Below are 14,892 nucleotides of genomic sequence, written 5' to 3'. Positions count from 1 at the left end.
CGCGACGCTGCGGCCTCGTCAGGGAGGCTTCTCCACATGAACGCAATGATGCGTCGCGCCGTCATCGGTACCGCTGCGGTCTCGATGGCCCTTTCCATCGCCGCTTGTGGCAAGGCCGGCGACGACAAGAAGGACTCGGCGGACTCGGGCAGCAAGACCAAGATCGGTCTGCTTCTCCCGGAGAACAAGACCGCTCGCTACGAGACGCTGGACAAGCCGCTGTTCATCGAAGCGGTCAAGAAGGACTGCGCGGACTGCGAGGTCGTCTACAACAACGCGGCCGGTGACGTCGGTCAGCAGAAGCAGCAGTTCGAGCAGCAGATCGCCGACGGCATCAAGGTCATCGCGATCTCCTCGGTCGACTCCGAGAAGTCCGCCGCGTGGATCGCCGACGCACACAAGAAGGGCGTCAAGGTCGTCGCGTACGACCGCGCCATCGTTGGTGCCGACGCCTACGTCAGCCACGACAACGAGAAGATCGGCAAGCTCCAGGGCCAGGCCATCCTCGACGCCCTCGGCTCCAAGGCGGCCGACGCCAACCTCGTCATGATCAACGGTGACGAGAAGGACCCGAACGCCGGCCTGTTCAAGAAGGGCGCTCACGAGTCCCTCGACGGCAAGATCAAGGTTGCCTACGAGGCGTCCGGCGAGTGGGACCCGAAGATCGCCGGCGAGAAGATGACCGCCGCCATCTCCTCGGTCGGCAAGGGCAAGATCAACGCGGTCTACTCCGCCAACGACGGCATGGCGGGCGGCATCATCACGTCCCTGGGCAACGCCGGCATCAAGGACATCCCGGTGGGTGGCCAGGACGCCGAGCTCCCCGGTATCCAGCGGATCATCGCGGGTACGCAGACCTTCACGATCTACAAGTCGCCGAAGCAGCTCGCCCCGACGGCCGCCCAGTTCGCTGTCAACCTGCTCCAGGGCAAGGACATCGGCGCCTCGGGCAAGACGGACGGCGTTCCGTCCACGCTGCTCGAGCCGACCGTGGTGAAGAAGGACAACATCGAGTCCACCGTGGTCAAGGACGGCATCTACCAGGCCTCCGCGATCTGCGTCAAGGACATCGCCGCCAAGTGCACCGCGCTGGGCATCAAGTAGTCCCTCCTCGTGCCGGGGCCGGCAGGCCCTGGCACGTACGGGTCTGATCCGCGCCGCACGGCGGAGTCCGCCCGCCCCATGACTGTCCGGCAGCCGGCCGGCCCACACCCCGCTGCCGGCCGGGTGCCGGACGCTCTTCCCCCAGTACTTCCAGTACGTCGACGCTGCCCCTCGTGGCGCGGCGTCTCCGCCGGTCAGGCGGTACATCCCCGCCGGTCAGGCGGCGAAGGAGATGGTTCACGTGTCACAGACGCCCGTGCTGGCGTTGCGTGGGGTCTTCAAGCGATTCGGAGCGGTCCAGGTCCTCTCCGGTGTCGATCTCGAAGTCCACGCCGGAGAAGTGGTCGCCCTGGTCGGCGACAACGGTGCAGGAAAGTCCACGCTGGTCAAGACGATCGCCGGCGTGCACCCCATCGATGAGGGCGTCATCGAGTGGGAGGGCGCGAGAGTGGACATCAACCGTCCGCACGACGCCCAGAACCTCGGCGTCGCCACCGTCTACCAGGACCTCGCGCTCTGCGACAACCTGGATGTCGTCGCCAACCTCTTCCTCGGTCGCGAGATCAAGAAGGGTGGCGTCCTCGACGAGGTCGCCATGGAGAAGCGGGCACAGGACCTCCTGTCCACGCTCTCCATCCGTATCCCCAGCGTCCGTATCCCGGTTGCCGCGCTCTCCGGCGGCCAGCGCCAGGTCGTGGCCATCGCCCGTGCCCTGGTCGGCAACCCCAAGATCGTGATCCTGGACGAGCCCACCGCGGCCCTCGGCGTCGAGCAGACCGCACAGGTCCTCGACCTGGTGGAGCGGCTGCGCGAGCAGAACCTCGGCGTCATCCTCATCAGCCACAACATGGCTGATGTGAAGGCTGTCGCCGACAAGGTCGCCGTGCTGCGACTCGGCCACAACAACGGCATCTTCCCTGTGGCGACGACCAGCCACGAAGAAATCATCGCCGCGATCACGGGCGCCACGGACAACGCCGTGACCCGTCGCAAGTCCCGCAGCGCGGAGGCATCCAAGTGAGCAAGATCAGCAAGACTTCGGCCGAGATCCCGGCCCAGGCAGAGGCCACTGACGCTCCCGTAGCAGCGGCCGGCGCAGTCAAGGCCGTCGACCCCCGTCTGCTCATCCGTGAGCAGGGCTTCAAGGGCTACTGGACCGAGTTCAAGCGCAAGGTGCGCTCGGGCGAGATCGGCTCGCTGCCCGTCGTGGTGGGCCTGATCATCATCGGGATCGTCTTCCAGCTCGAGACCGGCAACTTCCTCACCTCGTACAACCTCGACCAGATCACGCTGTACGCGGCGGGCCCCGGCATCATGGCCGTGGGCATCGTCTTCGTCCTGCTGCTCGGCGAGATCGACCTCGCGGTCGGTTCCGTCGCGGGTCTCGCGGGCGCAGTCTGGGCCGTGGTCGGCACGGACATGCCCGATTCGCTTGCCATCGTGGTCGGCATCCTGTCCGGCACGGTCGTCGGCGCCTTCCACGGCATCGTCTTCGCCAAGATCGGCGTGCCCGCGTTCGTCGTGACGCTGGCAGGCTTCCTGGGCTGGGCCGGTCTGCAGACCTGGGTGATGGGCGACAAGTCCACCATCACCACCCCGCTCGGCAGCTTCGTCCGCGAACTGACCAGCTACTACTTCGCCGATGTCGCCGCCGCCTACGGTCTCGCCGTGTTCGTGATCGTTGCCTTCTACCTCGCGCAGCTGCGCGACTCGAGCCGCCGCAAGGCCGCAGCGCTGCCGCACCGCCCGCAGAGCGAGATCATCCTGCGCACCGTGCTGCTCGCCGTCCTGTGCCTCCTCGCCGCGTACGCGTTCAACCAGGAGCAGGGCCTCCCGCTCTCCCTGGTGATCTTCCTCGCGATCCTGGTCATCACCGACTTCGTTCTGCGCCGCACCACCTACGGCCGTCAGATCTTCGCGGTCGGCGGTGGCATCGAGGCAGCGCGTCGTGCCGGTATCAACGTGTCCTGGATCCGCATCTCGGTGTTCATGATCTCCGGCACGCTCGGTGCGGTCGGCGGTCTCTTCCTGGCCTCCGCGACCGGCGGCGCCGACCGTTCGCTCGGTGGCGGCAACCAGCTCATGATGTGCATCGCCGCAGCCGTCATCGGTGGTACGTCCCTGTTCGGCGGACGCGGCAAGGTCTGGTCCGCGCTGCTGGGCATCCTGGTCATCCAGTCGATCGTCCAGGGCCTCAACCAGATGAACCTGTCGTCGAACGCGATCCAGTACATGATCACCGGTGGAGTGCTCCTCATCGCCGTGATCATCGACTCGGTCTCGCGCAAGACCCAGAAGACCGCGGGCCGAGCCTGACCGCACCGGGCCCGACGGGGCCCGGCGACAGCAACGCCGGACAGTGCCCGGCGCCCTGCCCAGGGCGCCGGGCACCGTCGCGTACCGGTGCGGGGCGGGACAGCGCACCGGGCCGGGCGCCCGCTCGCCGTCGCGGGGGAGGCCGTTAGACTCACCGGATCGGCATGCTCGACCAGCTCAATCGCAAGGAGGCACGGTGACACAGCCGCGCGAAGCGCGTCATGCACGGGCGGTGGTGGGCGACGGATGGGATCTGCTGACCCGCATCGGCGGACCGCGTGACCTGGACCGGCTCACCCCCGAGCAGCTGGAGCAGCTCGCCGAAGAGATCCGGACCTTCCTCGTCGACGCCGTCTCCAAGACCGGCGGACACCTCGGACCCAACCTGGGCGTGGTCGAACTGACCATCGCCCTGCACCGGGTCTTCGACTCGCCGAAGGACAAGGTCCTCTTCGACACCGGCCATCAGAGCTATGTGCACAAGCTCCTCACCGGCCGCCAGGACTTCACGAAGCTCAAGAGCAAGGGCGGCCTCTCCGGCTACCCCTCGCGTGCCGAGTCCGAGCACGACGTCATCGAGAACTCGCACGCCTCCACGGTGCTCGGCTGGGCCGACGGCCTCGCCAAGGCCAACGAGGTGCTGGGCCGCCCCGACCACGTCGTCGCGGTCATCGGTGACGGAGCCCTCACCGGCGGCATGGCCTGGGAGGCGCTGAACAACATCGCCGCCGCCAAGGACCGCCCCCTCGTCATCGTCGTCAACGACAACGAGCGCTCCTACGCGCCGACGATCGGCGGTCTCGCCAACCACCTCGCCACGCTCCGCACCACCGACGGCTACGAGCGCTTCCTGGCCCGCGGCAAGGACCTCCTGGAGCGCACCCCCGTCGTGGGGAAGCCGCTGTACGAGACGCTGCACGGCGCGAAGAAGGGCCTCAAGGACTTCATCGCCCCGCAGGGCATGTTCGAGGACCTCGGCCTGAAGTACGTCGGACCCATCGACGGACACGACCTGGAGGCACTGGAGTCCGCACTCCAGCGTGCCAAGCGCTTCGGCGGACCGGTCATCGTCCACTGCATCACCGAGAAGGGCCGCGGCTACACCCCGGCCCTGCTGGACGAGGCGGACCGCTTCCACGCCGTCGGCAAGATCCACCCCGACACCGGCCTGCCCGTCGCCACCTCCGGCCTGGACTGGACCTCCGTCTTCGGCGAGGAGATGGTCAAGCTCGGCAGGGAGCGCGAGGACATCGTCGCGATCACCGCGGCCATGCTCCAGCCGGTCGGCCTGACCAAGTTCGAGAAGGCCTTCCCGGACCGGATCTACGACGTCGGCATCGCCGAGCAGCACGGCGCGGTCTCCGCGGCGGGCCTCGCCACCGGCGGGCTGCACCCCGTCTTCGCGGTGTACGCCACCTTCCTCAACCGCGCCTTCGACCAGGTCCTGATGGACGTCGCCCTGCACAAGTGCGGTGTGACCTTCGTCCTGGACCGGGCCGGGGTCACCGGTACGGACGGCGCCTCGCACAACGGCATGTGGGACATGTCGATCCTGCAGTGCGTGCCGACGCTCCGGATCGCCGCCCCGCGCGACGCCGACCAGGTCCGCGCCCAGCTGCGCGAGGCCGTCGCGGTCGACGACGCCCCGACGGTCGTCCGCTTCTCGAAGGGCGCGGTCGGCCCGTCGGTCAAGGCCGTCGGCACGGTCGGCGGCATGGACGTGCTCCGTGAGCCGGGCACGTCCCGGCCCGATGTCCTGCTCGTCTCCATCGGCGCGCTCGCCCCGATGTGCCTGGAGATCGCGGATCTGCTCGACGCCCAGGGCATCTCGACCACGGTCGTCGACCCGCGCTGGGTCAAGCCCGTGGACGAGGCCATGGCCCCGCTCGCCGCGCGGCACCGCGTCGTCGTCACCGTCGAGGACAACAGCCGGGCCGGCGGCGTCGGCTCCGCCGTCGCCCAGGCGCTGCGCGACGCCGACGTCGACGTACCGCTGCGCGACTTCGGCATCCCGCCGGTCTTCCTCGACCACGCCTCCCGCAAGGAGGTCATGGCCGAGATCGGGCTGACCGCACCGGACATCGCCCGGCAGGTCACCGGCCTGGTCGCCAAGTTCGACGGCCGCTACGAGACGGAGGCGGAGAGCCGCCCCGTGGTGGAGCCCGTCCGGGACTGATCCGTCACGACGCACCACGATTGGGCCGGTCGCCCACCTGTACGGGTGGTCCGACCGGCCCATTCGCGTGAGGTCCCGCCCTGCGGGCGTGCCGCGGGCAACCCGGTCCGAATCATGGCGTGCACGACGAGTGCGTGGAGGTACGCCGGTGAGCACGCAGCAGGACCTGCCCCCCAGTCGGGACGGGCTGTTCCGCACCAAGACGATCGAACAGTCCATCCGCGACACCGAGGAGCCGGAGCACGCCCTCAAGAAGTCGCTCTCCGCCCTGGACCTCACGGTCTTCGGGGTGGGTGTCATCATCGGCACCGGGATCTTCGTCCTCACCGGCAAGGTGGCCAAGGAGACCGCGGGACCCGCCACCGCCATCGCCTTCGTGGTCGCGGGCGTCGTCTGCGCGCTGGCCGCGCTCTGCTACGCGGAATTCGCCTCCACCGTCCCGGTGGCCGGCTCCGCCTACACCTTCTCGTACGCCTCGCTCGGCGAACTGGTCGCCTGGATCATCGGCTGGGACCTGGTGCTGGAGTTCGCGCTGGGCACGGCGGTGGTGGCGGTCGGCTGGTCCGGCTACGTCCGCTCACTGCTGGACAACATCGGCTGGTCCCTGCCGGACGCGCTCTCCGGAACCGATGCGGCGAAAGGTTTCGGCTTCGACATTCTCGCCTTCGTCCTGGTCCTGGTGCTCACCGTCATTTTGGTGCTCGGCATGAAGCTCTCCGCCCGGGTCACGACGGTGGTGGTGGCCATCAAGGTGGCCGTCGTGCTGATCGTGATCATCGCGGGTCTCTTCTTCATCGACACCGCGAACTACTCGCCCTTCATCCCGGAGGCGCAGCCGCAGTCCGCCGGATCGGGTCTGCAGGCCCCGCTCGTCCAGCTGATCTTCGGGTACGCCCCCACCAACTTCGGCGTCATGGGCATCTTCACCGCCGCCTCCGTCGTCTTCTTCGCCTTCATCGGCTTCGACGTGGTGGCCACGGCCGCCGAGGAGACCAGGCTCCCGCAGCGCGACATGCCGCGCGGCATCATGGCCTCGCTCCTCATCTGCACCACGCTCTACGTCGCCGTATCGATCGTGGTCACCGGAATGGAGCACTACACCAAGCTCTCGGTGGACGCCCCGCTCGCAGACGCCTTCAAGGCCGTCGGGCACCCCGTCTACGCCGGGATCATCAGCTTCGGCGCCGCCGTCGGCCTCACCGTGGTCTGCATGATCCTGCTGCTCGGCCAGACCCGGGTGTTCTTCGCGATGAGCCGTGACGGCCTGCTCCCGCGGTTCTTCTCGAAGACGCACCCGCGCTTCCACACCCCGTACCGCCCGACCATCCTGCTCGGCGTGATCATCGCGATCGTCGCCGGATTCACCAGCATCGACGAGCTCGCGACGCTGGTGAACATCGGCACGCTCTTCGCCTTCGTGGTCGTCGCCCTGGGCGTCATCGTCCTGCGCCGCACCCGCCCCGGCCTGCACCGCGCCTTCCGCACCCCGTGGGTCCCGGTGCTCCCGATCGTCTCGGTGGCCGCGTCGGTCTGGCTGATGCTCAACCTGCCGGCCGAGACCTGGCTGCGGTTCGGCATCTGGATGGTCGTCGGAGTGGTCATCTACTTCACCTACGGCCGCAAGCACAGCCGGGTGCACCGCACCACCGGCTGAGAGGCTGCCGGATGTGACCTCGGACCGGCACGCCCGGCGCCCGGTCAGCCGCCGGTGGCGGGTGACCTCTTGGCGGTCTCCGGGATGGCGGCGTCCTCGCGGAGCGCCTTCCAGAGCGTCCTGGCCTGCGGCTGGGCCGCCACCACACGGTTGGGGTCGGTCTTGTCGTACGCGACCGGCAGCATGATGGTCTCCATCGAGCCCGGGTCCACGCCGTTCATCGAACGGGCGAATTCCGTCAGCGACTTGAGCGAGGCCAGACCCTCGTCGGTCGTGAGGGACTTGGTCGCCGAGTTGGCGATCCGGTAGGTGTTGGCCGGACTGCCCAGCAGGTTCTGCGACTTGACCTCGCTGAGCAGGGCGAGCAGGAACTGCTGCTGGAGTCCGATGCGGCCGAGGTCGCTGCCGTCGCCGATGCCGTGGCGGGTGCGGACGTAGGAGAGGGACTCGGTGCCGTTGAGCTTGTGGGGCCCGGCGGTGAGGTCGAGTCCGGAGGACGTGTCGTGGATATCCTGGGGGACGTCGACGGTGACGCCGCCGATGGCATCGACGAGGTCCTTGAACCCGGCGAAGTTGATCTCCAGATAGTGGTCGATGCGGACCCCGGACATCTTCTCCACGGTCTTGACCACGCAGGCCGGACCGACCTGGGAGTAGACGGAGTTGAACATCACGCGGTTCGCGGAGTCCACGGAGGAGCCGTCGGCCCCGGCGCACTCGGGCCGGGTCACCAGGGTGTCACGGGGTATGGACACGGCGACGGCCCTGCTGCGGCCCTCGGGGATGTGCACCACCATCGCGGTGTCGGAGCGCGCCCCGCTGACGGCGCCCCCGCCGCCCAGGGCCTTGTTCTCCGCCCCGGCGCGCGAGTCGGAGCCGAGGACGAGCAGATTCTGCCCGCTGGTGGGGAGCTTCTCGGGGCGGTCTTCCCCGAGTGCCTTGTCGATGTCGACGCCCTTGATGTTCCCGTCGAGCCGGCTGTAGAGCCAGTACGCAGTCCCGCCCGCGGCGATGAGGATGACCAGGACCGACAGCAGGACCGCCCGCCGTATCCGGCTCCCGCGCGTCCGTACGCGCTTGCGTCGGCGGGGGTTCTCCGGGGAGCCCGGGTGGTCGGGGGCTATGGCGTCCTGGCTCATCCTGGGGGAGTCCTCGCAACTCATGGCCCGGTCGGGGCGTGGGCGATGGGGTGGGACCCGGGTGGGGGCGGAGCCGGTCCACGTCTTCCTGGGACTGAGCACTATAGACAGTCGGTCCGGTGCGCGTACGGGATCCGACGGCTGGATCGTGACAGTTCGGATACGCACCGGAGCCGGGAGCGGTCGCGAATCGTACGCTGGTGAGTCCCGGAATACCCCTCCGTACCGGGGCTTAGGATGTAACGGATTCGAAATATTGCGCGAGTTGTCGAATGTCAGTTCTGGAAAGGTAATCGCAGACTCATGCTCGGACAGGATGCCCGCGCGACCTCGAAGGTTGCCCCTGAGGCCCAAGCGCTACGCGGCATCTGGCTCACCCGGGGCAAGGACGGCAGGCTCACCGCGTACGTCGCCGGCGACGGCGGCCTGCGCCGCTGGTCGGAGACGCGTCCGGGCGGTCCCGAATGGGACGCCCCGGATGTGGTACCGCTGCCGGAGCTGACACATCTGTCCGTGACTCAGAACACCGAGGGCTACGTCCACTTCGCCGGCCGCCGCGAACGGCCCGCGGCGGAGGGCGGCGTCACCGTCGACATCGTGCACGCGATCCAGTACCAGACCGGGCGCCCGGTCTCGGCCTGGAACTCGCTGGGCAATCCGCACAAGGAAGCCGATGTGGGTGCCAGGTTCGGCGCGCCCGTCGTCGTGGTGAACGGCTCCGGCGAGGTGCACGTCGCCGCCCGCAACGGACGCGGCGGCATGATGGTGCGCCGTGAGCGGGCCGACGGCAAGTGGCGCCGCTGGGAGGACCTGCGCTGCACGCGCATCAAGGAGGTCCCCGCGGTGATCGCGCTCAGCTCCGGACGCATCGAGATCCTCGCGGCGACGAACAAGGACGTGCTGCACTGGGAGCAGGAGAAGCCCGGCGGCGGCTGGGGCGAGGTCCGGCGCTCGCAGTTCGCGGTGCGCCCCGGGTCCCTGGCCGTGCTGGAGACGTCCCCCAGCCGTGCCACGTACCACTGGACCGACCCGGAGGGCGCCGTGGTCGCCTACCGGCCGGGCGACGACGGGCCGGTGTCCCTCGGCGGCGCCGCGGGCGACGGCGCACACGCCGCGCTCCGCACGGATCTGGACGGCCTCGACTGCACGGTGCTGGCCCACCGAGGGGTCAACGGCACGGCGGTCGTCGGCGCGGGGGTGACCGAGAACGAGGCCAACGGGCTGTGGTGGTCCGACACCGGCGTGCGCTGTCAGGGCCCGCCGGCCCTGACGCACGACGCCCTCGGGCGGGTCGTGATGGCCGTCGTCGGCGAGGACGGGGCGCCGCGCGTGGCACGCCAGATGGAGGCACCGGGCCTGAGCTTCGACCCATGGCACCTGCTCTGACCCCCTGGGCGGTGTCCGCGGAGTCCCGTCCGGCGCGCGACGCGACCTGGCACGGGTGACCGGGGATCAGCCGACTCGGGTCCCGCCGGAGCCTGTTGCACGACAACGGCCCGGCACACCGATGGTGTGCCGGGCCGTCGACTGTCCGCCTACGCCGGAACGCTCGCCACGCCCCGCGCCAGGAATTTCTTCCCGTTGACCCGCTCGGAGACGCCCTCGCGGTCCAGGTACGGCGTGATGCCGCCCAGGTGGAAGGGCCAGCCCGCGCCGGTGATCAGGCAGAGGTCGATGTCCTGGGCCTCGGCGACGACGCCCTCGTCCAGCATCAGGCCGATCTCCTGTGCCACCGCGTCCAGGACGCGGTCGCGGACCTGCTCCTCGGACAGGACGGAGTCGCCCTGCTTCAGGAGGGCTGCGACCTCCGGGTCCAGCTCCGGCTTGCCGGAGTCATGGACGTAGAAGCCGCGCTTGCCGGCCTTCACGACCGCCGCGAGGTTCTCGGACACCTTGAAGCGCTCCGGGAAGGCGCGGTTCAGGGTCTCGGAGACGTGCAGCCCGATCGCCGGGCCGACCAGCTCCAGGAGCACCAGCGGGGACATCGGCAGGCCGAGCGGCTCGATGGCCTTCTCCGCGACCTCGACCGGGGTGCCCTCGTCGATGACGTTCTGGATCTCGCCCATGAAGCGGGTGAGGATGCGGTTGACGACGAACGCCGGGGCGTCCTTCACCAGGACCGCGGTCTTCTTCAGCTTGCGGGCGACCCCGAACGCCGTGGCCAGCGAGGCGTCGTCGGTCTGCTCGCCGCGGACGATCTCCAGGAGCGGCAGGATCGCGACCGGGTTGAAGAAGTGGAAACCGACGACCCGCTCGGGGTTCTTCAGCTTCGACGCCATCTCGGTGACCGAGAGGGAGGAGGTGTTGGTGGCGAGGATCGCGTGTGCCGGGGCGACCGCCTCGACCTCCGCGAACACCTGCTGCTTGACGCCGATCTCCTCGAAGACGGCCTCGATGATGAAGTCGGCGTCGGAGAAGCCCTCCGCCTTGTCCAGCACACCGGAGACCAGGGCCTTCAGACGGTTGGCCTTGTCCTGGTTGATGCGGCCCTTGCCGAGCAGCTTCTCGATCTCGGCGTGGACGTAGCCCACACCCTTGTCGACGCGGGCCTGGTCGATGTCGGTCAGGACGACCGGCACCTCCAGACGGCGCAGGAACAGCAGGGCGAGCTGCGAGGCCATCAGGCCCGCGCCCACCACGCCGACCTTGGTGACCGGACGGGCCAGGGCCTTGTCCGGGGCACCGGCCGGGCGCTTGGCGCGCTTCTGGACCAGGTTGAACGAGTAGATGCCCGAGCGCAGTTCGCCGCCCATGATCAGGTCCGCCAGGGCCTGGTCCTCGGCGTCGAAGCCGGCGCCCAGGTCGCCGTCCTTGGCCGCGGCGATGATGTCCAGCGCGCGGTACGCGGCCGGGGCGGCGCCGTGCACCTTGGAGTCGGCGATGGCCTTGCCGCGGGCCACGGCCTGGTCCCAGGCGTCCCCGCGGTCGACCTCGGGACGCTCCACCGCGACCGTGCCGTTCAGCACGTCCGCGGTCCAGATCAGTGACTGCTCCAGGAAGTCCGCGCCCTCGAAGAGTGCGTCGGCGATGCCGAGCTCGAAGACCTGCTTGCCCTTGAGCTGGCGGTTCTGGTTCAGCGAGTTCTCGATGATCACCGTGACCGCGCGGTCGGCGCCGATCAGGTTGGGGAGCAGCGCGCAGCCGCCCCAGCCGGGGACCAGACCGAGGAAGACCTCGGGCAGCGAGAACGCCGGCAGCGCCTTGGAGACGGTGCGGTACGAGCAGTGCAGGCCGACCTCGACACCGCCGCCCATGGCCGCGCCGTTGTAGTACGCGAACGTCGGGACCGCGAGACCGGAGAGCCGGCGGAAGACGTCGTGGCCGCCCTTGCCGATGGCCAGCGCGTCCTTGTGCTCCTTGAGCAGCTCGACGCCCTTGAGGTCGGCGCCGACCGCGAAGATGAACGGCTTGCCGGTGATGCCGACACCGGTGACCGTGCCCTCGGCGGCCTCCTTCTCGACCTGGTCGATCGCGGCGTTCAGGTTCGCCAGCGACTGGGGTCCGAAGGTGGTCGGCTTGGTGTGGTCCAGGCCGTTGTCCAGGGTGATGAGGGCGAAGTTGCCCGCACCTGACGGGAGGTCGAGGTGGCGTACGTGCGCCTGGGTGACGACCTCACCGGGGAACAGCTCGGCCGCACCCTTCAGAAGCTCGGTGGTGGAACTCACTTGCTGCCTCCGGCTGCGTCGAAGTGCGGGTTCTCCCAGACGACCGTGGCGCCCATGCCGAAGCCGACGCACATGGTGGTCAGGCCGTAGCGGACCTCGGGCTGCTCCTCGAACTGGCGGGCCAGCTGAGTCATCAGCCGGACGCCGGAGGAGGCCAGCGGGTGGCCGTAGGCGATCGCGCCGCCGTACTGGTTGACGCGGGCGTCGTCGTCGGCGATGCCGTAGTGCTCCAGGAAGGCGAGCACCTGTACGGCGAACGCCTCGTTGATCTCGAAGAGACCGATGTCCGAGATGGACAGGCCCGCCTTGGCGAGGGCTTTCTCCGTCGCCGGGATCGGGCCGTAGCCCATGACCTCCGGCTCGACGCCCACGAAGGCGTAGGAGACGAGGCGCATCCTCACCGGGAGGCCCAGCTCGCGGGCGACGTCCTCGGCCGCGAGCAGCGAGGCGGTGGCGCCGTCGTTGAGCCCCGCGGCGTTGCCGGCCGTCACGCGGCCGTGGGCGCGGAACGGGGTCTTCAGACCGGCCAGGGACTCCATCGTGGTGCCCGGACGCATCGGCTCGTCGGCGGTGACCAGGCCCCAGCCCGTCTCACCGGCCTCCGGGTTCGTGCGGCGCACGGAGACCGGCACCAGGTCCTGCTGGATGCTGCCGTTGGCGTACGCCTTGGCGGCCTTCTCCTGCGAACGCACCGCGTACTCGTCGGCACGCTGCTTGGTGATCGTGGGGTACCGGTCGTGCAGGTTCTCCGCGGTCATGCCCATGAACAGGGCGGACTCGTCGACCAGCTTCTCCGACACGAAGCGCGGGTTGGGGTCCACGCCCTCGCCCATCGGGTGCCGGCCCATGTGCTCGACGCCACCGGCGACGACGACGTCGTACGCGCCGAAGGCGATGGAGCCGGCCGTCGAGGTGACGGCGGTCAGGGCGCCCGCACACATGCGGTCGATGGAGTAACCGGGGACGGACTGCGGCAGACCGGCCAGGATTCCGGCGGTGCGGCCGAGCGTGAGGCCCTGGTCGCCGATCTGGGTGGTCGCGGCGATGGCGACCTCGTCGATCTTGGCGGGGTCCAGGTCCGGGTTGCGGCGCAGCAGCTCCCGGATGGCCTTCACGACGAGATCGTCGGCGCGGGTCTCGTGGTAGATGCCCTTCGGGCCCGCTTTGCCGAACGGGGTGCGGACGCCGTCGACGAAGACGACGTCCCGGATGGTACGAGGCACGGTGGCTCTCCTCCAGGGTGCGGGATGGCACTGCTGCGGGGCACGCCCGGAAGCGCGCCGCCACCCCTCATGCTACTTGCGGGTAACCAGACTGCCCAGTCCTTGCGCCGGGAGCGGCGAAGGTCACATACGCGAAATGGCCCGGACGGCCTTGGAATCAGCCCGTCCGAGCCGTGGAACACAGAGTGAGCGCCCGCGGGCCGCGCAACCTGGCCTGAATACGCCCCTGGCTGATGCCCTCAGGTCTCCGGAGTCAGCGCGTCGACCAGGAGAGGCGTCACCTGTTCGATCTGCCAGTGCCGCGCGCCGTACCCGGCGAGGGCGTGCTCGACCGCGTCCGGCGTCGGGTCCTTCGGCGGTTCCCAGCACACCCGGCGCACGGTGTCCGGCGTGATCAGGTTCTCCTGGGGCATGTGCAGCCGCTCCGCGAGCTCGGACACCGCGGCGCGGGCGGCCGACAGGCGTGCTGCCGCGACCGGGTCCTTGTCCGCCCAAGCGCGCGGCGGCGGGGGGCCCGTCAGCGGCTGGCCGGGCTGCGGGAGCTCCGTGTCGGGCAGTTCCTTCGCCCGCTCGACGGCGGCCTGCCACTGCTCCAGCTGCCGCCGGCCCATGCGGTGGCCGAAGCCGGGCAGCGCGGTCAGCGCCTGGAGACTGGCCGGGAGCGCCAGTGCGGCCTCGACGATCGCGGCGTCGCCGAGCACCTTGCCGGGCGAGATGTCGCGGCGCCGGGCGACCTGGTCGCGGGTGTTCCACAGCTCCCGTACCACCGCCATCTGGCGGCGGCGGCGGACCTTGTGCATCCCGGAGGTGCGGCGCCACGGGTCCTGGCGCGGGGGAGCGGGCGGCGCCGCGGCGATGGCGGCGAACTCCTCCTGCGCCCACTCCAGCTTGCCCTGCCGGTCGAGCTCCTCCTCCAGCGCGTCGCGCAGATCGATCAGCAGCTCGACGTCGAGCGCCGCGTAGCGCAGCCAGGGATCGGGCAGCGGCCGGGTGGACCAGTCGACGGCGGAGTGCCCCTTCTCCAGCGAGTAGCCGAGCACGCTCTCGACCATGGCGCCGAGGCCGACCCGCGGGAAGCCCGCGAGGCGGCCGGCCAGCTCGGTGTCGAAGAGCCCGGTCGGCGTCATCCCTATCTCGCGCAGACAGGGCAGGTCCTGGGTCGCGGCGTGCAGGATCCACTCCGCTCCGTGCAGCGCCTCGCCCAGCCCGGACAGGTCGGGACAGCCGACCGGATCGATGAGCGCACTGCCCGCGCCGTCGCGGCGCAGCTGCACGAGATAGGCGCGCTGCCCGTAGCGGTAGCCGGAGGCGCGCTCTGCGTCGACGGCCACCGGGCCGGAGCCCGCGGCGAAGGCCGCGATCACCCCCGCCAGGGCATCGTCGGAGGCCACCACCGGTGGAATGCCCTCGCGAGGTTCGAGCAAGGGGATCGGCGCCGGGGCGACGTCGTCCGGGGGGGCGCCCCCGGTGGTTCGCAGTGAAGTGTCTGCTGCGGTCTCTTGGGCGTCGGTCACGTGTCAAGGGTATCTGTGTATGTGCGGCGCCCGTCGACGGAACGTTCCGTCGACGGGCGCCGATGCACGTAAACCAGCCGGATCCGCATTTCTGCACACCG

General features: G+C 69.7%; 10 protein-coding genes. 6 read left to right on the top strand and 4 right to left on the bottom strand.

The features are described from left to right. Positions 1-36 precede the first annotated feature (36 nt). The 5 genes from AB0I52_RS28140 to AB0I52_RS28120 all read left to right on the top strand — a co-directional run bounded on the left by AB0I52_RS28140 (position 37) and on the right by AB0I52_RS28120 (position 7,250). The gene (locus tag AB0I52_RS28140; RefSeq protein WP_363077236.1) at positions 37-1,104 is read left to right on the top strand and encodes a substrate-binding domain-containing protein; all 1,068 of its coding nucleotides are present in this window, start codon (positions 37-39) and stop codon (positions 1,102-1,104) included. 232 nt (positions 1,105-1,336) lie between these two features. Beyond that, complete coding sequence (locus tag AB0I52_RS28135) at positions 1,337-2,125, top strand: ATP-binding cassette domain-containing protein (protein WP_363077234.1); 789 nt, start codon at positions 1,337-1,339, stop codon at positions 2,123-2,125. Continuing rightward, entirely contained in the window at positions 2,122-3,420 is a 1,299-nt protein-coding gene (locus AB0I52_RS28130; RefSeq protein WP_363077232.1) for a sugar ABC transporter permease, read from the top strand. The genes AB0I52_RS28135 and AB0I52_RS28130 overlap by 4 nt, the downstream gene beginning before the upstream one ends. Positions 3,421-3,673: 253 nt before the next feature. Continuing rightward, positions 3,674-5,596, top strand: coding sequence for a 1-deoxy-D-xylulose-5-phosphate synthase (gene dxs / locus AB0I52_RS28125; protein ID WP_363077270.1), 1,923 nt, complete (start codon positions 3,674-3,676; stop codon positions 5,594-5,596). 148 nt (positions 5,597-5,744) lie between these two features. Continuing rightward, positions 5,745-7,250 carry an amino acid permease gene (locus AB0I52_RS28120; protein WP_363077230.1) on the top strand — a complete coding sequence of 502 codons (1,506 nt, stop codon included), beginning with the start codon at positions 5,745-5,747 and terminating at the stop codon, positions 7,248-7,250. 44 nt (positions 7,251-7,294) lie between these two features. Here AB0I52_RS28120 and AB0I52_RS28115 read toward each other — a convergent pair whose 3' ends face one another. Continuing rightward, a complete protein-coding gene (locus AB0I52_RS28115) occupies positions 7,295-8,389 on the bottom strand; it encodes an LCP family protein (protein ID WP_363077228.1) in 1,095 nt (364 codons plus the stop codon). A gap of 303 nt (positions 8,390-8,692) precedes the next feature. On the opposite strand from AB0I52_RS28115, the gene AB0I52_RS28110 reads away from it, so the two are divergent. After that, the gene (locus AB0I52_RS28110; protein WP_363077226.1) at positions 8,693-9,775 is read left to right on the top strand and encodes a hypothetical protein; all 1,083 of its coding nucleotides are present in this window, start codon (positions 8,693-8,695) and stop codon (positions 9,773-9,775) included. Positions 9,776-9,924: 149 nt separating this feature from the next. Here the strand turns inward: AB0I52_RS28110 and AB0I52_RS28105 are convergent, their stop codons facing one another. The 3 genes from AB0I52_RS28105 to AB0I52_RS28095 all read right to left on the bottom strand — a co-directional run bounded on the left by AB0I52_RS28105 (position 9,925) and on the right by AB0I52_RS28095 (position 14,791). Further along, positions 9,925-12,054, bottom strand: coding sequence for a 3-hydroxyacyl-CoA dehydrogenase NAD-binding domain-containing protein (locus AB0I52_RS28105; RefSeq protein ID WP_363077225.1), 2,130 nt, complete (start codon positions 12,052-12,054; stop codon positions 9,925-9,927). Continuing rightward, positions 12,051-13,277 carry an acetyl-CoA C-acyltransferase gene (locus tag AB0I52_RS28100; protein WP_363077223.1) on the bottom strand — a complete coding sequence of 409 codons (1,227 nt, stop codon included), beginning with the start codon at positions 13,275-13,277 and terminating at the stop codon, positions 12,051-12,053. Before AB0I52_RS28100 ends, AB0I52_RS28105 begins: the two co-directional genes overlap by 4 nt. Positions 13,278-13,516: 239 nt before the next feature. Further along, positions 13,517-14,791 (bottom strand): ribonuclease D, encoded by a 1,275-nt coding sequence (locus tag AB0I52_RS28095; protein ID WP_363077221.1) that lies wholly within the window; start codon positions 14,789-14,791, stop codon positions 13,517-13,519. Between the last annotated feature and the right edge of the window lie 101 nt (positions 14,792-14,892).

The organism is Streptomyces sp. NPDC050423 (assembly GCF_040655445.1).
GTDB lineage: Bacteria > Actinomycetota > Actinomycetes > Streptomycetales > Streptomycetaceae > Streptomyces.
This window is presented reverse-complemented; position numbering and strand designations above follow the sequence as displayed.